7 protein-coding genes and 1 pseudogene are annotated in these 22,284 nt (G+C 40.4%); all 8 read left to right on the plus strand.

The annotated features are described in order from the left end of the window. Positions 1-58 precede the first annotated feature (58 nt). A pseudogene (locus tag H6G79_RS37770) lies at positions 59-106 on the plus strand (hypothetical protein); the annotation flags it as partial. Positions 107-120: 14 nt separating this feature from the next. After that, the gene (locus tag H6G79_RS25025) at positions 121-3,144 is read left to right on the plus strand and encodes a tetratricopeptide repeat protein (protein ID WP_190582602.1); all 3,024 of its coding nucleotides are present in this window, start codon (positions 121-123) and stop codon (positions 3,142-3,144) included. 13 nt (positions 3,145-3,157) lie between these two features. After that, on the plus strand, positions 3,158-6,514 hold the full coding sequence (locus H6G79_RS25030; protein WP_190592745.1) for a CHAT domain-containing protein: 3,357 nt from the start codon (positions 3,158-3,160) through the stop codon (positions 6,512-6,514). A gap of 68 nt (positions 6,515-6,582) precedes the next feature. Then, entirely contained in the window at positions 6,583-9,624 is a 3,042-nt protein-coding gene (locus tag H6G79_RS25035) for a CHAT domain-containing protein (protein ID WP_190582606.1), read from the plus strand. A 45-nt stretch (positions 9,625-9,669) separates the two neighbouring features. Continuing rightward, positions 9,670-12,462, plus strand: coding sequence for a CHAT domain-containing protein (locus H6G79_RS25040; RefSeq protein WP_190592746.1), 2,793 nt, complete (start codon positions 9,670-9,672; stop codon positions 12,460-12,462). An 86-nt stretch (positions 12,463-12,548) separates the two neighbouring features. Further along, positions 12,549-15,626 carry a CHAT domain-containing tetratricopeptide repeat protein gene (locus H6G79_RS25045; protein WP_190582610.1) on the plus strand — a complete coding sequence of 1,026 codons (3,078 nt, stop codon included), beginning with the start codon at positions 12,549-12,551 and terminating at the stop codon, positions 15,624-15,626. Between the two features lie 2 nt (positions 15,627-15,628). Continuing rightward, positions 15,629-19,366 carry a CHAT domain-containing tetratricopeptide repeat protein gene (locus tag H6G79_RS25050; protein ID WP_190582612.1) on the plus strand — a complete coding sequence of 1,246 codons (3,738 nt, stop codon included), beginning with the start codon at positions 15,629-15,631 and terminating at the stop codon, positions 19,364-19,366. Continuing rightward, positions 19,363-22,095: a metallophosphoesterase gene (locus H6G79_RS25055; protein WP_190592747.1), complete on the plus strand. Its 2,733-nt coding sequence runs from the start codon at positions 19,363-19,365 to the stop codon at positions 22,093-22,095. The genes H6G79_RS25050 and H6G79_RS25055 overlap by 4 nt, the downstream gene beginning before the upstream one ends. Positions 22,096-22,284 lie beyond the last annotated feature (189 nt).

Below are 22,284 nucleotides of genomic sequence, written 5' to 3' on the forward strand. Positions count from 1 at the left end.
CGATTTTGTATAGCCATTACTTGTAACATCCGTCCAGGAATTTACGGTCAATTAAAATATGGTTACAAATATAATTCATTACCAAGTTTCGCCACATCAAAAAAAATCAATTTTATCCAAATGTCAACAAAATTTGAAAAACTCTTTGAACAAGGGATTCGCTTATTTCAGACTGGTCAACTACAAGCTGCTTTAAAGTTATGGCAACAGTTACAACAAAAGTGCCAAAAAACTGGAAATCGTTGCCAGGAAGCTAATGTGCTAAATGCTTTAGGTAATACCTACAACGCCTTGGGTTGTCACCAAGATGCTTTAAATTCACATCAACAACAGTTGGCAATAACACAAGAAATCAATGACTCTCTAGGGGAATCAAAGGCAGAAACCGGTTTAGGTAACACTTACTATTCCCTGGGGGAACACCATCAAGCAATTGATTGCCACCAAAAGGCTTTAGCGATCGCACAAGACATTAAAGATAATTTAGGAGAAGCGATCACTCTGGGAAATTTGGGTAATGTCTACTGTTCCTTGGGACAATACACCAAAGCCATTGAGTATCATCAACGGGCATTGTCCATTTTTCAAGTTTTGGGCGATCGCCTTGGCGAAATCAATTCCCTTGGTAATTTGGCTAATGCTCACTCTTGTGTTAGTCAATACTCAAAGGCGATTGAATACTATCAGCAAGTATTAGCAGCTTTCCGGGAACAGGGAGACTCGCATCAAGAAGCGATCGCCCTTGGCAATTTAGGTAATGTCTACTATGCCTTGGGAGATTATCAAAAGGCAATGGAATGCCATCAGCGCGTCTTAGCTACTGTACGTGATTTAGATGACTTCCAGGGTGAAGCTGATTCCCTAAATGACTTAGGTAATGTTTACTACTCTCTAGGAGAGTACCGAAAAGCTAGTGAATGCTATCAACAGTCTCTAGTATTAGCCAACAAGATAAGCGATCGCCAGCGGCAGTTCAATTCGCTGAATAATTTGGGCAATATTTACGACTCCTTGGGCCAATACCCCAAAGCGATTGAACATCATCAGCAATCCTTAGCTATTGCCCAAGCAATGGGCATCCGTCGGGGAGAAGCAAGCGCTCTCAACAATATAGCTAGCGTTTATGATTCTTTGGGGCAATACCAGAAAGCAATTGAGTACTTTCAGTTATCGTTGGCAATTGAGCGAGAAATTGGTAATCGCCGAGGAGAAGCTCAATCTTTAAGTGGACTGGGCAATGCTTATGATTCCCTACTGGAGTACGAAAAAGCCATTGAGTATCATCAGCAGCAACTATCAATTTGTCAAGAAATTAGCGATCGCCAAGGAGAAGCCCACGCTAATGGTGGACTAGGAAATGCCTACCAGTCCTTGGGGCAGTACTCGAAAGCAATTGAGTACCATCAACTGTCACGCTTGATAAAACGAGAACTTGGCGATCGTCGAGGGGAGTCCAGTTCTCTCAATAATCTGGGTAGGGCTTACCACTTTCTAGGGCAGTACCAATTAGCGGTGACTTGCCATCAGCAATCTCTAGATATTGCTCAAGAAATAGGAGATAGCAAAGGAGAAGGTACTTCTTGGAATAATTTGGGATGGACTTTGTTGCATTCCGGTCAACTGGTAGAAGCTGAAAGTAAGCTGCGCCAAGGGGTTGAGCGTTGGGAGTCTCTCCGTATAGGATTGCAAGACGAGCATAATATATCACTTTTTGAAGAACAAGTGCTGATTTATCGGAACTTGCAAAAAGTACTAATTGCTCAGGGTAAGCTTACCGAAGCCTTAGAAATTACTGAGCGTGGTCGAGCTAGGGCATTTGCAGAGTTGTTGGCTGGGCGTTTAGCCCCGCAATCCATCGAACAAGTTATTACCACTCCACCCAATCTCCAAAAAATTCAACAAGTTGTTCAACAGCAAAATTGTTCGGTAGTTGAATACTCATTGCTTTACGATTATTTTGAGCTTGAAGGCGTACCATCACTTAGAGAAACACAACTGCTGATTTGGGTACTACAACCCAATGATGAAATTTCTTTTTGTTCAGTTGATTTAAAGCCTCCATCCGCAAAGCAAAGAACTTCTTTAGGTTCCCTAAGTGACTTAGTTCTAAAACTATATAGAATACTCAACTCTGATATCAAAAATGCTACTAACGATCGGGAGCATTTCAACTCTAATTCCATCTCTGAGATATCAAAGCAACTCTATCAATTACTAATTCAACCAATCTCCCATCTGCTACCAACCTCTCCTGATGTCCCAGTTATTTTCATTCCCCAGGATTTTTTGTTTGCGTTGCCATTGCCAACCCTTCAGGATGCAGAAGGTAAATTCCTCATCGAAAAACACACTATCATTACCGCACCCTCAATTCAAGTATTGGAGTTAACCCAAAAACGCAGTCGAGAAACACCAGAGACTTCTCTAGACACGCTAGTTGTAGGAAATCCGAAAATGCCAACTATTCCCTTAACTGAGCCACCTGTGCGGTTAGAGGATTTAGCCTGGGCTAAAATTGAAGCGCAGGCGATCGCACCCCTACTCAAAACACAAGCGATTACGGGCGCTGCTGCTACCAAAGTTTATATCAAACAGCAGATGCCTAAAGCGCGAATCATTCATTTAGCAACCCACGGTTTATTAGATGATATTCGGCAGTTAGGTGTACCGGGGGCGATCGCTCTTGCTTCCACCAAAGAAGACAATGGTTTCCTGACTGCTGGCGAAATTTTAGAAATGCAACTTAATGCCCAATTGGTTGTTCTCAGCGCCTGTAGTACAGGACGAGGTAAAATCACTGGGGATGGGGTGATTGGATTATCCCGTAGTTTGATTGCGGCCGGAGTCAACAGTATAATTGTGTCTCTTTGGTCTGTAGGAGACCAATCCACCGCTTTTTTGATGGTTAAGTTCTATCAAAATCTTCAGCAGGGAATGAAAGCAGCAGTTGCTCTCAATCAAGCACAGCGTTGGCTGTTGAGGGTGACAAAATTGGAAATTGAAGCTTGGGTAGAAGCTAATCAGGATATTCTCAGCCACACTTTAAGGATAAGTCTGCGTCGCCAGATGAACAAATTAGAGCCGAATGACCGACCATTTGAAAACCCTCAGTATTGGGCTGCTTTTTGTGCCATTGGTCAGTGACGGATGAACAACAATGAATCAGAAAAATCAAAAAAATTATCAAAATTTAATTGACGCATTAATAAACTGTAATTCTGGTGAAGAACAGTCTATTTTAATTACTCACCGAGCATTAATAGATTTTGACTTAATTGAGACTATAAAAAAAGAGATATCTTTTCAAGTAGAGGCAGATCATCCTGGCAATGTCGAGTTTTTGGAATTTCTCAGCGAACAACTAAGTGAAATTATCCATTTTTTAGATAGTCTGATCGATGACAATCAAATTAAAACTCAGCAAGTTGTCCAATTCAACACCGAAGATAAAATTGAGTTGCTGCGCGATATTTTACTAGCAGTTATGCTAACTGGTAGCGATCCCCAGGTAATGGCTCCACTACTTGAAATTAACTCCAGTCAGTTGAATGAACACTTCGCTCAACTATTAAAAGAACTACTTCCCTATGCTCTCTCTAAGCTCAAGCCAGAAGTTGCAGCAGATTATGCAGAGAATATTGGTAGTTTCAGCAACCAGATTAGCTGCTCTGCAATCGGTAACAGGGCAGTTAATTTAGAAATTGCTATTGCTGGGTACGAGGCAATAACCACAGTCTTTACTCGCTCCTCATTTCCACAAGAGTGGGGCAAGACCCAGTATAACTTAGGTATTGCTTATGCAGATAGGATTCGAGGCGAACAAGCCGACAACTTGGAAAGAGCAATTCTGTGCTTTCAAGATGCTTTGCAAGTCAGAAACCGCGAACTTTATCCAGAAAAATGGGCGGATACACAACATAATTTAGGAGATACCTACTGTAGTCGGATACATGGTAGTCGCCTAAAAAATTTGGAAGCTGCCATCGAGGCTTTTCAACAAGCTTTGCAAGTTTATACAGAAGAAGCCTATCCTCTCGATTGGGCAGGAACTCAGCGCGATTTGGGGACTGCTTATTTTGGGCGAATCCAGGGCGATAAATTTGAGAATCTAGAACTGGCTATCATTTGCTGTAAAAATGCACTACAAGTTTTAAGCTGTGAAGAATTTCCCATAGAATGGGCTGATACACAAATCGATTTAGGGCTAGCATTTCTGAAAAGAATTATCGGCGATCGCTCAGAGAATATTGAGCAAGCAATCTTTTGTTTCCAATCAGCATTAAATATTTATACTCGTGATGAATTACCTCAACGGTGGGCAACAGTTCAAAACAATCTTGGCTTGGCTTATTTTAATCGGCTTGGGGGTAACGAAGCGGATAACTTAGAACTAGCAATTCAGGCTCATCAAGCAGCAATAGAAGTTTGTATAGCTGAGGAATTACTAGAGCTTTTACCAAAGAATCAAGCTAATTTAGGTAATGCCTATCTTCATCGAATTCTAGGCGATCGTTCCGAAAATCTCCAATGTGCGATCGTTGCATACGAACAAACATTACAAACCTATACTCGCGAATCATTCCCCGAACAATGGGCAACGCTACAAAATAACATCGGTCGTGCTTATCAGTTATTAGAAAATTTCGACTTAGCAATTACTTATTGTCAACTAGCTTTACAGATTCATACACCAGAAGACTTTCCAATCGAATGTTTAAGAACTGCACGCAATCTAGGTGACAGTGCTTTTCTTTCTGAACAATGGACAACAGCAATTCAGGGATACGAAATTGCTGTCAATGCAGTGGAACAAAGTTGGACTTGGGCTGAAAGCAATCAACGCAGACAGGAAATTTTGTCCGAGTCAATTTATGTTTATATCATGACAGTGCAAACTTGCATTAAACTTAATCAGCTAACTAAAGCACTTGAGTATGTAGAACGTAGTAAAACCCGTAACTTGACAGATATGCTAACTAGACGACCTATCTATCCAAAAGGTAGTTTTTCACAAACTGTACTGGATGAACTAGAGCGTCTGCGCCAGCAAATAGCAATGGAACAGCAAGATTTAGAAATTAGGGCTAGTGTTAGTCATTTAATAGTAGAAGGGAATAATCCTTATCAAAACAACCAGCAAACAACTCTTCCAAATCGTACTCATCTAAATCAACTACAACAACAGCTAGAGCAACTAATAGCCCATGAAATTACACCCATAGACCCGACTTTTTGCCTGACTCAAAAAATAGCATCTATTTCTTATAAACAGATACAAAAACTTACCAATGACCAAGCAGCTATTTTGGAATGGTATATTACTGGGGATAATTTTCTAACTTTTATTATTCTTCCTCAAGCTGTTACTCCTATTCTCTGGCAATCATCGTCGGAAAACCTAGAAGCTCTAAAAAATCTAGCTGACAATTACTTAAATACCTACCTTCAGAATAAAACTCAGTGGCAGCAAAATCTTCCCTTATTTCTTGAACAACTAGCTGAAATTTTACACCTTAAGGAATTACTTGCCTACATTCCTGAAACGGTCAAACAATTAGTGCTGATTCCTCATCTGTTTCTACACTTGTTACCTCTTCATGCATTGGCAGCTCAATTACAAAGTGTTGAAGTTGAAGGTAAAACTAGGTTGCCTACTGGAGGCTGTTTGCTTGATTTGTTTCCAGATGGAGTCAAATACGCTCCTAGTTGCCAATTACTGCAACAAGCACAAGCAAGGCTTCGCTCTGAGTTTAATCGCTTCTTTGCCCTCCAAAATCCCACAGAAGACCTCAGTTATACCAACCTAGAAGTGCAAGCTATCCAAAAATATTTTCAATCTCGTCATATCCTGATTAAAAACGATGCTAAGAAAGCTAATCTTAAGTTGAATGAGCGATCGCGAAAATCTCTTCATACTGCCAACTGCATTCATTTTTCCTGCCACGGTTACTTCAATATCGTAAATCCTCTGCTCTCTGCCCTCCTATTAGCAGATTGCTACGTCCCTGAAGAATGCAAACCCAATTCCAACTACTACATTCACCTGAAAATCCAAGACAATCAAGTTATCGATTTACAAAAATGCCTTACCTTGGCAGATTTATTTACCCTTGACCTTAACAAATGTCGCCTTGTTACCCTATCTGCTTGTGAAACTGGGTTAACCGACTTCAGGTCTCTCAGCGACGAGTACATCGGTTTACCTAGTGGTTTTCTAATTGCGGGTGCTTCTGTTGTCGTCAATTCTCTATGGGTAGTAAGTGACTCATCAACTGCCTTTTTAATGGCGAAGTTTTACGAAAATTTACAAAATCAGACTTCAGTGGCGATCGCCCTTAACCAAGCCCAACTTTGGCTGAGGGATATTACTGGAGCCAAATTGTGGCAATGGATTCAAGAAAAACAGCTACCCTTAGATCCAACTCAACAGTTACACTTGAGAAGAATCCCAGCTAATAGTAAGCCATTTCAACACCCTTTCCACTGGGCAGGTTTTTGTGTAATTGGTCAGTGATGAGCCAGTAAAATTTAGCCTCCTAAGTCTAAAAACTATCTCAGCTTTTAGCGCGATCGCACAGCATTATGGATGAACAACGTCACCAAGCCTATATTGAATTGACGCAAGAACTACTAGGTGCAGATAGTACTCGAGTGTCCGAGATTTTAGATGCGAAACAGGAGTGGGTAGATTCGGGTTGGGTTGAAACACTAGAAAAAATAGCAGGACAGTTAGCTGCACAAGGCAACTTAGAGGATGCTGAAAAAGTTTACACATTACGAGATTATGCAGCCCAGTTGGTTAACTTACAAAACATCAGACTTGCTGCACCATTTTGGGCGCGAGTTTGGCGCTTGCTTTTGGAAAGTAATTGCGATCCCAAGGTAATTGAACCTCTGTTGAAAACAAATCTAGAAAAACTCAATGATACATTCGCTCAATTGCTACCAATATGGACAAATACACTTTTCTCTACTTTTACACCAGAAACACGACTTGTATTCGCTGGACTATTAGTCAATTTTGGCAATTTAATTTATCAGTTTCCTTTAGGCAGCAGAGCCAGTAACTTGGAGATTGCTATTGCTAGCTATCATGCGGCTCTAGAAATTCATACCGAAAATCAACTGCCCGAACAATGGGCAACTACCCAAAATAGCCTTGGAGTAGCTTATGGCGATCGCATTCGTGGCGAGAAAGCTCTGAATTTGGAGCAAGCAATTAATCACTTCAACGCAGCTCTGAGAGTTAACACACAAAAGACATTTCCCCAAGAATGGGCGATGCTCCAAAACAATTTAGGAACAGTTTTTGGTGCCCGCATTTTAGGCGATTTGGCAAAGAATCGAGAACAATCAATCGTTTATCATCACAATGCTTTGAAGGTTTGTACCCGTGACACCTTCGCTGAAAATTGGGCATCAAGCCAACATAACCTGGGAGTAGCTTACTATCGTCGGATACAGGGCGATCAGACTGAAAACATAGAGCAGGCGATCGCTTGTTTTCGCAAAAGCTTACAGATTTACACCCGGAGTATATTTCCTCAAGATTGGGCCCAAATGCAGAAGAAGTTGGGAATGGCTTTCCTGGAACGCCAGAAAGGAGAAAAGGAAAGAAACCTGGAACGCGCCATTCATTACTTACAGAATGCTTTGCAAATCTACACTCAACCTGAGTTTCCAGAACAATGGGCAGAAATACAAAAGATTCTGGGAGTCCTTTACTGGAAGCGACGTCAAGGATCGCGTTCAGACAATTTGGAGCGATCGATTGCGTACTATCAAAATGCTTTACATATTTATCAACAAAGCGAGTTTCCGGAGTCTTGGGCAGAAACTCAAAATGCATTGGCTATGGCTTATCGATCTCGTATTCAAGGCGATCGCCAAGACAATTTGCAACAGGCGATCGCCTGTTGTCAGGCAGCATTAAATGTACGTACTCAAGCTGCCTTGCCTAACTTTCATGCAGAAAGCCTACTCAATTTGGGACTACTCTACACAGATACACAGCAACTACAGCTTGCCTTTGATACTTTTGCCAAAGCAATTCAAACAATCGAAGCTTTGCGGGATGATATTCTCTCTGGAGACATAGCTAAACAAAAACTGGCACAGCAGTGGCATGAACTTTACTCAAACATAGTTGAGGTTTGCCTTCAACTAGCTGTCGATGATCGTCAATATCTCGAAGAAGCGATCGTCTACATTGAACGCAGTAAAACTCGCACCTTGATAGAATTAATTCTCAGTCGTAACTTGAACAGCATCTTTCCTCCAGAAATTGTTAGTGAATTGCAACACCTTCAGGCTGAAATTCATCAAGGACAAGCATCTATTCAGACTGGGATAGAAAACCCTGTAGCTCTAATCCAACAACTTCAGCAATTGCGACAACAAAGGAATGAGTTGCAAGACCGTTACCTGCTTATTGGTTCCAGTTTTGAGTTGGCTCCTTTCCAGGCTACGCTGGACAATCACACTGCTATTTTAGGGTGGTACATCGCTAACGATAAAATACTTACATTTATTCTGGCTTCTTCTTCGGAAACTCCCTACCAAGTTGAAGTTGAGGGCTTTCTCCATACAAAAGGGAGTCAAGGGTTTCTCACCGTTTGGCAGTCTAGCCTACAAGACTTAAAGGATTTAGTTGACTGGCTTCAGGTGTATTTGAATGATTACTACAGGCACAGAGAGAATTGGAAAAAGCAATTAACCCAACACTTAGAACAGCTTGCCCAAATCCTGCATCTCGATTTCCTATTAACCCAGTTACCTAAAACCTGTAACTCTCTTGTTTTAATTCCTCATCGGTTCCTAAATCCTTTACCGCTGCACGCATTACCCATATCAAGGGGTACATTATTTTCCCAATTTCCTGGTGGAGTTAGCTATGCGCCAAGTTGTCAGCTACTACAGTTGATAAAAATCCGAAATAGACCTAATTTTTCTCATCTTTTTGCAATTCAAAACCCTACTGGCGATCTTGTCTACGCAGATGTGGAAATTGAAGCAATTAGACAATATTTTGAGGTATCAACTACTCTTCAAAAAACACTAGCACTCAAATCTGCTATTGATAGCAACGTTTTCAACTCTGCTCATTGCATTCACTTTGCTTGTCACGGCTTTTCTGATTTAATTTCTCCTTTCAATTCAGTCTTAGAATTGGCAGATACTTCGCTTAGTCTGGGAGAAATCTTTTCTTTGAACTTGCAACAAACGCGCCTTGTTACTCTCTCTGCTTGTGAGACAGGTTTGACCGATCCAGTTGGTACCAGCAGTGAATATATTGGTATATCTAGTGGTTTCCTTTATGCAGGTGCTTCTAATGTTGTCAGCTCTCTCTGGACAGTAAATGACTTATCAACAGCTTTATTAATGATTAAGTTTTATCAAAATTTGCGTACTGATAAATCAGTAGCATTAGCGTTAAATCAAGCTCAAACTTGGTTAAGAGATATTAGCAAGCAGGAACTTGAAATATGGATTATAGAAAATAAAATTTCTCTTGATGCGAGTCTCAGGATTGCTTTACGTCGTAGGTTAAATAAAATTGTAGATGGAGACCAACCATTTCAATCACCTTTTTATTGGGCAGCATTTTGTGCAATAGGTTACTAATTATATTTTTATGCTTATTTATCTAAAAATGACTTTTGAAGAAATATGGGAATACTAAATTGGTTACAAGGTATTAGCGGCAAATTACGTCCATTGATAGATGAATCAAAATCATGTTCAAGTTATGAAGATTTCCTCGCTACTGTTGTGGAAGTAGTGGTAGATAATGACAATAACCAAAAAATAGTTTATTCACTGTTGAAAAAAAACCTTGATAAACTAGACGATAATTTTGCTATCCTCTTACAAAATTTAGCAATAAATACCACTAATGTGGATTCAGATGACTCACAGGGTGTTGCTGCGGCGCTCACTTGTTTTAGTCTTCAGCTTCAACAGTTTCCTCTAGGCAGTAAAGATAATAACTTAGAAATTGCAATTATTGGTTATCAAAAAGCCCTAGAGGTTTTTACTCGCAAAGATTTCCCAAATCAGTGGGCAGATATCTACAATAACCTTTCAGTAGCTTTGTGGGAGCGTATTAGAGGAGATAGAGCAGAGAATCTAGAATTTGCAATTATCTGCTGTGAAAATGCTCTGCTAGTCTACACTCCTGAAGTAGATCCAGAGGGGTGGGCATTGGCACAAAGTAACTTGGCAAATGCTTACAGCCAACGCATTCAAGGAGATAAAGCCGAGAATTTGGAAAAAGCCATTATCTGCTGTGAAAATGCCTTGCAAGTCTATAGCCCCCAATCCCATCCCACAGATTGGTCTAGGACACAAATCAATTTAGCAAATGCTTACCTTTATCGTCTGCAAGGAGAGCAAGCCGAAAATTTAGAAAAAGCGATCACTCACTACCAAAATGCCCTACAGGTTATCGATCGCAAATCTTTTCCTGAACAGTGGGCATTGATTCAACATAATTTAGTAGGTGCTTACATAGAGCGCATCTTCGGTAATCGAGATGAAAATATTGAATTAGCAATCGCATGTGGTAAAAATGCTCTACAGGTATATCAGCCTCAAACATTCCCAGAGAGGTGGGCAACAATACAGAATGAGTTGGCAATTAGTTACAGCAAACGCATTTTAGGAAATCGTAATCAGAATCTCAAAACAGCAATTAAACTTTTTAAAAAAGCCTTAAATATCCTTAACCCTGAAGCATTTCCACAAAGATATATTGGAACATTGACAAATTTGGGTTTTAGTTATCAAGGGCTAGGACAAGAACTTAATGCTTATAATGCATTTGCATCTGCAATTGATACTGTAGAATCTCTGCGGCTCGATATTAGTTCTGGGGATGAAGCTAAACGAAAACTAGCTGAGGAATACAATAGACTATACCAAAGTATGGTGGAAGTCTGCGTTGCACTTGCTTGTGATGAACCTAGCTATGGTAGAAAAGCTGTTGAATATGTCGAGCGAAGCAAAGCTCGTAACTTGGTTGAACTATTGGCTGACCGCGATCGCTATCCTAAAGGCATAACCCCAGAAGTTAGCAAACAACTCGATCAACTGCGGCACGACATTAGAATAGAACAACAAAGATTAGATATTGAAGAAAAAAAAGGCTCACTAGTTAGTACACTATCCTCTAGTGAGGAGTACGTTAATCTAAACAGTTTGTTTACGCCTAAAATTCTAAGTCGTAGCCATCTGACTGAATTACAACAAAAGTTAGATCGGCTAATTACAAATGAAATCCAACCATTAGACTCCAGCTTCACTCTTACTCAAAAAGTTGAGCCGATTGCATTTCAAGAAATACCAAAATTACTACCTGATGCACAAACAACCTTGATAGAGTGGTATATATTGGATGAAGTCTTCCTTACTTTTATCATCACTGCACAATCAGTTCTTTATATATGGGTATCCGACCCTAGTGACTTGCAAGCACTATTAGATTGGAACACAGAATATCTAAATCATTATAATAATCAAAAGTCGCAATGGAAATCAAATCTAACATCTCAATTGGAAAATCTAGCTAAAATTTTACACCTAAATGAGATTCTTAGTTATGTACCAGTAGAGTGCGATCGCTTAATCCTGATTCCCCATCGATTTCTGCATCTGTTTCCTCTCCATGCATTACCTTTGGCTAATGGTGATATCTTACTAGACCGTTTCGAGCGAGGCATTAGCTATGCTCCTAGCTGCCAACTACTGCAACTGACTCGAAAACAAACATCTCTCAATTTCAGCCGCTTTTTTGCAATTCAAAATCCCACAAGCGACCTGTCTTATAGCAATGTTGAAGTGGAAACTGTCTCCTCATTTTTCCCCTCAGTTGATGTTTTAGTAAAGCAAACAGCAACCAAAGCGGCTCTTAATGCAAGTATTAACTTGTCATCGACATCCTGCTATCATTTCTCTTGTCATGGTGAATTTAACCTCAGTTTTCCTCTCGAATCAGCACTGATTTTGGCAAACAATGAACGTCTGACTTTAGGGGAAATTTTTGAAATTAATCTCAATCAATGTAGCCTTGTTACTTTATCTGCTTGCGAAACAGGATTAACTGACTCCAGCAGCCTCAGTGATGAATATGTTGGTTTACCTAGCGGTTTCCTTTATGCAGGCAGTCCTAATATTGTCAGTTCGCTGTGGACAGTAGATGACTTATCTACAGCATTTTTGATGATTAAGTTTTATCAGAATTTACACAAGGGTTTGGCTGTGGCTTTGGCGCTCAATCAAGCTCAACTCTGGTTAAAGGATTTGACCAAGGGGGATTTGGAAAAATGGATTGAACAAAACCAGTTACTATTACAACCAGCAGTTAGGATGGGTTTGCGTCGTCGTCTTTATAAGTTGGCAGAGGATGTTAAGCCTTTTAAATCGCCTTTCTACTGGGGAGCATTTTGTGCGATTGGTCAGTAATTTTAGCTATGAAGCCACGAGTTGAAATTTTCGAGCTAGAGTATTAAATAAAAATCCAACAGAATTGGTTTGAGGGGTTATGCTTAATGGATGAAAGTCGTCTTAAATCCTATCTTAACCTAATTCAATCACTACTTGACTGTAAAAGTGGCGAGGAGTTGGCGCTGTTACAAAATAATCAAGAGTTGATTGACATTGATTTTATTCAAGTGATGGAACAGGTTGCAACTCAGGCTCAAGAAGAAGGACAACAAAAAGCGGCAGATTTTTTACAGACTTTAGTTAAGCAATTAAAAAAAGCTTTTGCAGTAGCAGAATTAACAGATAATTCTCAAGAGCAAGGTGAAATTACTCAAACTTATTACAACTTAATAGAAGCACTATTGTCTTGTTCTAATGGTCAAGAAGGGCAAATTTTGAAGGATAATTTTGATTTGCTTGATTTAGGCTTGTCAGAGACGATGAAGCAGGTTGCAGAAACCCTCATGGAAGAGGGTGAGGAAGACACATCTGAGTGGTTACTAAATGTTGCTTCTCAAGTGAGGGTTGTTGTAGCAGCTCGCCTATTTGATAAAGGTAATCAATATTATCATCTTAACAATTTTGCAGCAGCCGAGCAATCATGGCAAGAGTCTCTAGCTTTATATCAGGAAATTGGTGATCGCCAATGGGAAGCAGAATTGTTAAGTAGCCTTGGTATTGCTTATTACTTTATGGGACGATATCAAATTGCTATTGATTACTGCCAGCAGTCACTTAAAATTCAAAAGGATATTGGCGCTCGCACAGGAGAAGCTGATTCTCTGATCAATATTGGTAATGCTCTTTACTCTTCAGGCAAATATGATGTAGCTATCGATTACTATCAGCAGTCACTTGCAATTAAAAGGGAGATAGGGGAGCGTAGAGGGGAAGCGACTGCGCTAATGAATATAGGTAATGCTTTGTACTCAACTGCAAAATACGATTTAGCTATAGACTATTATCAAAAGTCACTCGCAATTCAAGAGGAAATAGGCGATCGCAAAGAAGAGGCGAAATCTAGGGGTAATTTAGGTGCAGCTTATATTGCTCTGGGACAGTATAAAAAGGCAATCGACTTTTATGAACAACAACTAGCGATTGCACGACAGATAGAAGATCGTCTTGGAGAGGCTAACGCACTAAATAATTTAGGTACTCTGTATAACGCATTAGGTCAATATGAATCGGATATTAAATACCAAAAGCAGTCACTAGCCATTTACCAGGAGATAAAATATCGCCACGGGGAAGCTTGCTCTCTTGGAAACTTAAGTTCTGCTTATCGTGCATTAGGTCAGTACGATTTGGATATTGATTATCAGCAGCAATCACTAGCCATAACACGAGAACTTGGAGACTTGCAAGGAGAAGCAACATCTCTTGGTAGTTTGGGTAATACTTACTTATTGCTGGGGGAGTATGATGCTGCTGTTGACTATTATCAGCAGTGGCTGAAAACTTCTCAAGAAATCGGCGATCGCACAGGAGAAGCCAAATCAATGGCGGGTTTGGGCATTGCTTATTATTATTTAGAAAAATACCAGCAAGCTATTGACTATCATCGGAATTCACTTAAAATTGCTGAGGAAATTGGTGATTTTGATAGCCAAGGAACCGCATTGAATAATTTAGGGTACTCTCTTTTTAAATCAGATCAAATAGAAGAAGCCGAAACAAAACTTCAAGAGGGAATAAAAATTAGAGAATCTTTACGTTTAGATCTAAAAGACTCTGATAAAATATCAATTTTTGAAGACCAAGCTCGTACTTATCGGCTGTTGCAAGAAGTGTTAATTTATCAAAATAAATTTTCGGAAGCTTTAGAAATTTCCGAGCGCGGTCGTACTCGTGCATTTGTAGATTTGTTAGCTGAACGTTTATTTAAACAAACCAATACACAAAACCTCGCTAATCCCATAACCTATGTTCAGGTTCAACAAGTTGCTCAATTACAAAATTCAATCCTAGTCGAATACTCAATTATTGATGAAAATAAACTGTTGTTTATTTGGGTTATTAAACCAACAGGCGAAATAAATTTTTCTCAAGTAGACCTTAAATTTCTCAAACAAGAATACACATCACTATCTAACCTAATTACACAAGCTCGTACATCTTTAGGTATTTTAGATAGTAAAAGTGATATATCAAATCATACAGTTTTTGAAGATTGTAATAAATTCATTGAGTTAAAGCAACTTTATAAAATTCTTATTCAACCAATCTCGCACCTACTACCAACTGACCCTAAAATTCCTGTTTTCTTCATTCCCCAAGATAACCTTTTCTTAATTCCCTTCCCGGCGCTGCAAGACGCAGAAGGCAAATTCCTTATAGAAAAACACACTATTGTTACTGCTCCTTCCATTCAAATACTGGAGTTAACCCAAAAACGAAGTGTAGAAGTACCAGAAACTTCTTTAGAAGCTCTAGTTGTGGGAAATCCGAAAATGCCAACTATTCCCTTAACTGAGCCACCTGTGGAGTTAAAGAATTTAGCCTGGGCGAAAACAGAAGCACAAGCGATCGCACCCTTTCTCAACACTCAAGCCATCACGGGTGCAGATGCAACCAAAGCATATATTACACAACTTCTTCCCAAAGCACGATTGATACACCTCGCAACTCACGGTTTATTAGATGATATCCGACAGCTGGGCATACCAGGGGCGATCGCTCTTAGCAAGAGCGATGAAGATAATGGCTTTCTCACGGCTGGCGAAATCTACGACATGAAACTAAACGCCGAACTGGTTGTGCTAAGTGCTTGCAGTACCGGACAGGGTAAAATCACTGGCGATGGCGTGATTGGACTATCCCGTTGTTTGATAGCTGCTGGGGTAAAAAGTGTAATTGTGTCTCTGTGGTCGGTAGAGGATTTGTCCACTGCCTTATTGATGGTGAAATTTTACCAAATTTTCCAAAAGGGAGTAGCGGCTACCGTCGCTCTCAACGAGGCTCAACGCTGGTTGTTGGGAGTTACAAAAACAGAATTGTCAGTTTGGGTAAACACTAACGAGAGATTTTTTGATGCTACGTTGCAAATTAACCTACGCCGGAGATTGCATCAGTTAGATGATAACGCCAAACTATTTCACAATCCCCGATATTGGGCGGCATTTTGTGCGATCGGACAGTGATTATGGATGAACAACGTCAAGAAGCCTATCTTGAGATAATCGGTGCCTTGCTTGACTGTCCTAGCGGAGAAGAACCGCAGGTCATAATGGCTGCTAACCCAGATTTTATTGACATTGGGTTGGTGGAGATTATGAAACAAGTAGCAGCGGTTTGCGTACAGCGAGGAGAGAAAAACACTGCTGATTTTTTAACTAAGATCGCTAGTCAGATTGCTGGAGCCTTGGAGTCGTTGGCAGAAGAATCTATAGAGAAGGGTGGCGAGACATCGCCGATAATACACTCCGTAGAATATCATGATTTCTTAACTGAAACATTACGTTTAGTTATTGAAAGCGATAGTGAGCCACAAACTGTCTACCCTTTCCTTAATAACAATTTAGACAAACTCGATCAGAGGTGCTCCAGAGAGTTGCAGGAATGGTCGAAAACAAATTTATCCAGGCATGAGTCACAAGAGGCTAAGAAAATTGCCGCAGGAATCGCTAACTTAAGTAACATACTACAGAATTTTCCTCTGGGGAACAAAGCTAGTAATTTAGAAATTGCCCTTACTGGCTGTGAAATTGTAGCAACCTTTTTTGATAGCCAAGTTTTCCCTATACAATGGGCTGGAATTCAAATCAATTTAGGCAATATCTACCATTGCCGAATTCAGGGGAATCGCGCAGATAATTTGGAGCAAGCGATAGCTTATTATCAAGCTGCTTTACAAGTTTTTACTCTTGAAGCTTTTCCCCAACAATGGGCACTAACGCAAAATAACTTGGGTAACGTTTACCTGGAGCGAATTCAGGGAGAACGTACTCGGAACTTGGAAGAAGCGATTCACTGCTATAATTTGGCATTACAAATCCGTACCCGCCATACAGTACCCTCAGACTGGGCACAAACTAAGGCTAATCTGAGCAACGCCTACCGTGAAAGAATTTATGGAGACCGAGCTAGTAACATAGAACAGGCGATCGCTTTTTGTCAAGAAGCTTTACAAATCTTGACTCAGAATGATTTCCCCCAAGAATGGGCTATTACCAAAACCAATTTGGGAACTGCCTACCAAGAGCGAATTAGGGGAAACCGAGCCGAAAATTTAGAGGTAGCGATCGCTGTTTACCGAGAAGCCCTGCAAATTCGTACTCGCGAAACCATTTCTCAAGGTTGGGCTGAAGTACAAATGAATTTAGGAAGTGCCTATCGTACCCGAATTTTTGGCAACCGAGGTGAAAACTTGGAAAGAGCAATTGCTGCTTTTCAAGAAGCTCTAAAAGTTTTTACCCGCGAGATATATCCGCAACAATGGGCACTTACCCAAACTAATTTGGGTAGTGCATATCAGGAAAGAGTTGGAGGGGACAAAGCTGAAAATTTGGAGATGGCAATTGCTGCTTATGAGTCTGCTTTATTAGTCCTGACTCGCGAAGATTTTCCTCAAGATTGGGCAAAAATTCAAATTAATCTTGGCTCTGCCCATTACAGGCGCATTCTAGGAGATCGTGGTCAAAACCTAGAACTGGCTATCTCTTTCTACCAAAAGGCACTTCAAGTCTATACTAAGGAGACTTTGCCTGAAAGTTGGGGACAAACCCAAAATAATCTAGGTAATGCCTATGGGGATAGGATTAATGGAGACCGAGAAGAGAATTTAGAGATAGCAATAGTTGCCTACGAGTCTGCCTTGCAAGTTTTTACTCCCGAAGTATTTCCCCAAGATTGGGCGTTTATTCAAACTAATTTAGGAGGGACATACTACAACAGAATTCGTGGTGTTCGAGAAGAGAATCTAGAGGTTGCAATTGCTGCTTGTCAATCGGCTTTGCAAGTTCTTACCTACGAAACATTTCCTGAAGATTGGGCTAGAGCGCAATCTAATCTAGCTGCTGCCTACTACGACAGAATTCGCGGCAGCCGGGAGGAAAATCTGGAGGCGGCAATTGCTGCTTGTAAGTCAGCTCTACGGTTTTATACCCTTGATGTTTTTCCCCAAGATTACACCAGAACTTTATTTACCCTGGGCTTGCTTTACCAACAATTCGGGCGACTTCACGATGCTTACACCACTTTTAACTCTGCCATTGAATCTGTAGAATTCCAAAGCGGAAAAATTACTTCTGGGGAGCCAGTTAAGCAAAAATTAGCGTCGCAGTGGGCTAGGTATTACTGGAGTATGGTAGAAGTTTGCCTGGAATTGGCGATCGCAGACCCTCAATATTACGCTAGGGCTATCGAGTATGTAGAGCGTAGCAAAGCTCGCAGTTTAGTGGAACTTCTCGCCGGTTTTGACCTCTACCCCAAAGGCGATATTCCCGAAAGCATCATCAATGAACTGAAAAGATTGCGCCGAGGAATTTCAGCAAAACAGCGCCAACTGGATATGGTAGTAGAACTTGAACAGTTAGATGAAACTAATCGCACCTATCGGCAGCAGTTACACCAAGAATTGCATTCATTGCAGCAACAGTTTAATCAATTGCTAAATCAGATTGAGGAGATAGATTCTAACTTCAGGGTTACCCATAAAATTGAACCTATCTCAGTTGAGGAAATTAGGCAATTACTAACTGATGACCAAACGGCTCTTATCGAGTGGTACATCACTGGTGAAGCCATCTTTACATTCACGGTTACCCTGCAAGCGGAGTATCCTCGTGTTTGGCAATCTTCCCACACAGAAAAAACAGCCTTGTTGGATTGGATAAAAGAATATATCTCAGACTATGCTCAAAATAAAAATCAGTGGCAGAGGCTATTATCAGAACGTCTTCAGCATTTAGCTCAAATCCTTCATATCGATGACATCCTCAGCAGCTTACCCAAAAGCTGCCAACAACTGGTTATCATTCCTCATCTTTTCCTACACCTATTTCCCTTGCACGCCCTCCCTATCGCTGATAGTTCTCGTCTTTTAGACCGCTTTTCTAAAGGGGTACGCTACGCTCCTAGTTGCCAGGTACTACAGGTGAGCCAAAAGCAGAAACGCTCAAACTTTACCCATCTGTTTGCCATTCAGAATCCCACTGAAGACCTGAGTTATAGCGATATTGAAGTGGAAACTATTCGGGGCATCTTTCACCCATATGATGATGTTCTCGTTAAAAGAGCAGCTAAGAAAGAAGCGATTAACAATCAGCAATTTAGTACAGCTAATTGCGTCCACTTCTCTTGCCATGCTTACTTCAATTCAGATATCTCTATGCTTTCAGGACTCTTGCTGAATGATTCTCGTGTTCCTGCTAGTTCTACCCACAATCCTCCATATTGTCTTTCTTTGCCCGATGGCAGTGCAATCGATTTGAGTAAATGTCTGACTTTGGGCGAAATCTTTGAACTTGATCTCAGTCAATGCCGTCTTGTTACCCTCTCTGCGTGTGAAACGGGTTTTATCGATTTCCAGATTCTCAGCGATGAATATGTAGGTTTACCTAGCGCCTTTCTGGTTGCTGGAAGTCCTAGTGTGGTCAGCAGCCTGTGGACAGTAAATGATCTATCGACCGCATTTTTGATGATCCAACTTTATCAGAATTTGCGAACTGGTGACTCAGTAGGAGTGGCATTGAATCAGGCACAGCTTTGGCTGCGAGATGTAACCAAGGTTGAATTGGAAAGATGGATTGAAGAAAACCAGTTACCACTGAGTCCAGCAGTTAAGATGAATCTACGTCGCCGCCTATATAAGTTAGAGGATGATACTAAACCCTTTCAATCGCCTTTCTACTGGGCGGCATTTTGTGCGATCGGTCAATGACATCAAATATCGATAATATACAGCTAAGACTATCGGTAGAATCTGCCCAAATCATGAACGAAATCACCCAGAATTTGGGACTGTCTAGTCCTAGTATTACTCTTTATGCCTTCCATCTGCGAAACAGCATTAACCAAGGGGAAGAACCGACTTTAGTGGAAGCACCACATTTGTGGGAACAGTTAGTTGATTTGGGTAATAAACTCCACATTATAGAACTACAAACTCTAAAACAAAAACTTATTTGTTACCAAGATAATCAATATTTTCCCCAAGCAGAAGATAGTCTGGGAGTTGAATATAGCAATCTCCTACATAATCAAGAACAAAGTTTAAACTTTCAGTTAATTCCTCAAACTGGTGGGTTAGAGCTTCAAGGTTTACTTTGCCCTTTTCGATTACACGATAGTTATGCAATTGATTTAACTCTGTATTCTCAAGATACGTTCAGCATACCTCAATTAAGTAATCTTAATTCCAAAAATCTGCTGCTACCTCCACAAATTCAAGCTTCTTTGGGGAAAACATTATTACTTTTTGGTCAACCAATAGAAGCACAAGACAACTATCAAGATTTGGCTAATGCTTTTGTTGCACAAATACTTTCAGAAAGAAATTCAACTGAGTTAGTTGGTACAGGTTATCTGCTAGGCAATCCAATTTTTGAATATGAAAGCACCCACACAGACCCTGCCAAAAAACTGCATATTTTAGTTTGGTTTAAATGCCAAGATATGAACCAAAACCACATGGATAAAGTAGCTGAAATTCTACTATATCTGCTATGGTGTCGCCACAAAATTCAGTATGTTTATCATCAATCTCGGTGGTGCGATGCAAGAGCAAAACAACTTTATAGCAAATTAGAAGAGTACAGGCGACGTTTTAGTAAAATTTCTCAAGCAACAAATAGACAATGGCAACTTAGACCGTTACAAGCAGAGTTACGGCAAGAAATCTTGGATTATAGTCGCTACCTGGAAGACATAAAAGACCATGAAAATACTATTGCTATTAACGAACAAAATTATAGGGCTAAGTTAGAAAAGCTACAAATATTACCAGAAACAAATTTGGATCTATGGCAGATTTTTTTACAATATACCGAAAATAAATTACAAAAACAAATTCAAACAGATTTGCGCTTCTTAGAACGGGGGCGCGATCGCCTGCAACATCTAAAAGTTATACTTCAGGAAACCATTGCTACTGAACCAGTAAACGACGATATGCCTGGGATTCCTCCTGAAATCTATAGTAGATTACGTAATGCTTTGTTGAATTGTGACCAATTTGACACCGCTCAACGCTTACGAAATTTCTTTAAAGCAAATGCTCCCCTTACACCTTGGCAATCTCATTGGCAAACTGGTAGCCCGTCTGAACTGGTGGAGGATGCAATTGGTTACTTAAATGATAAATTTCGTGACGACACAAAGGAAAATGCCTTAGTTATACTGCTGCGTCTACTCGCAAACTCAATAGACCCAGCTGACGATCGCCATCAAATTTTAGCAGAACTGGCAGAGGAACTTAATGTTGTACTTTCCCGCCATATATCTAATCAAGCTTTTAAACCAGTCAATATTCCCCCTGAAATCAACACTGGTGGTCAAAATTCTCTAGGAAATCAAATAAAGCAAAACCTGAAATGCAGTTTCAGTTGGTTGCACCTCACAGACCTTCATCAAGGTATGAGGGAACAGCATTGGCTTTGGCCTGGTGTTAGAGAAATCTTCTTTGCAGATTTGAAACGCCTTCATGATAAGTGCGGGCCGTGGGACTTAGTTTTATTTACTGGAGACTTAACTCAGCTAGGAAGTGCCCAAGAATTCGAGAAACTCGATCAACTCATGAAAGAACTATGGGATTTTTTCGATAAACTGGGTTCATCCCCCAAGTTACTAGCAGTACCAGGCAATCACGATTTAGTTAGACCCAATAAAAAAGATCCTGCGGTACGACTTTTGCAGCAGTGGCTAAACCTACCGGACATACAGGAAGAGTTTTGGGAGGATGCGGAGTCACCATATCGTCAAGTGGTTACAAAAGCATTTGAAAACTACATCATATGGTGGGAAAATCAAACCTTCAAGCCCAAAGACCTAAAACTAGGAACTTTACCAGGGGATTTTTCAGCCACCATTGAAAAGGAAGGTGCAAAGCTGGGAATTGTAGGTTTGAATACAAGCTTTCTCCAATTAACTGGTGATAACTATGAAGGTAAGCTGGCACTTCATCCCCGCCAATTTCATCAAGCCTGCAACGGTGATGGTTCGGCTTGGACAAAACAACACAACGCCTGTCTGTTGCTGACACATCACCCACCAGGATGGTTAAATCCAAATTCACAACGAGATTTAAAAGCAGAAATAACATCTCATGGACGCTTTGCCGTTCACCTGTGCGGGCATTTACACGAAGCATTTTCTGGAGAAATTGTAGAAGGTGGAGCTGATGCTCGACGGATTTGGCAGGGTCGATCGCTTTTTGGTTTAGAATACTATTCCAGAGAAAATACAGAAGTTCAACGTCTGCATGGTTACACTGTTGGCAAAATAGAAGTGAGCAAGAATAAAGGTAATTTGATATTTTGGCCTCGTGAAGCACGTCTACAAGGAGGACAGAGAAGTATTGTGCCAGATTATTCTCTAGTGTTGACTGATAACCAGCACACTGAGCCAAAAGAGTTTGAACTGCTGCAACCTTATGCCAGTAGGAATATGTAAAAAATTAACTTGAATAAAAATGAGTCACTAACAGCCTTGAAATTAATACAAAATTTTTGGTATATATAATCACATTTAGTGTTGATAAAAATCTCGTTCATTGAAGATGAAGATAAAATTTCAGCATTTAAAGAAAATGATGGGGATGCATTGGATATATATCAGTCATCTCTGTAACAGTGTAATCTT

Origin of the sequence: Anabaena sp. FACHB-83 (genome assembly GCF_014697485.1) — a bacterium.
Lineage (GTDB): Bacteria > Cyanobacteriota > Cyanobacteriia > Cyanobacteriales > Nostocaceae > Nostoc_B.

What these genes read in the sequence shown, in the direction of transcription:
- H6G79_RS25045 (WP_190582610.1), top strand. Translation starts at nt 12,549, where the DNA reads ATGGATGAAAGTCGTCTTAAATCCTATCTTAACCTAATTCAATCACTA.
- H6G79_RS25035 (WP_190582606.1), top strand. Translation starts at nt 6,583, where the DNA reads ATGGATGAACAACGTCACCAAGCCTATATTGAATTGACGCAAGAACTA.
- H6G79_RS25055 (WP_190592747.1), top strand. Translation starts at nt 19,363, where the DNA reads ATGACATCAAATATCGATAATATACAGCTAAGACTATCGGTAGAATCT.
- H6G79_RS25050 (WP_190582612.1), top strand. Translation starts at nt 15,629, where the DNA reads ATGGATGAACAACGTCAAGAAGCCTATCTTGAGATAATCGGTGCCTTG.
- H6G79_RS25025 (WP_190582602.1), top strand. Translation starts at nt 121, where the DNA reads ATGTCAACAAAATTTGAAAAACTCTTTGAACAAGGGATTCGCTTATTT.
- H6G79_RS25030 (WP_190592745.1), top strand. Translation starts at nt 3,158, where the DNA reads ATGAATCAGAAAAATCAAAAAAATTATCAAAATTTAATTGACGCATTA.
- H6G79_RS25040 (WP_190592746.1), top strand. Translation starts at nt 9,670, where the DNA reads ATGGGAATACTAAATTGGTTACAAGGTATTAGCGGCAAATTACGTCCA.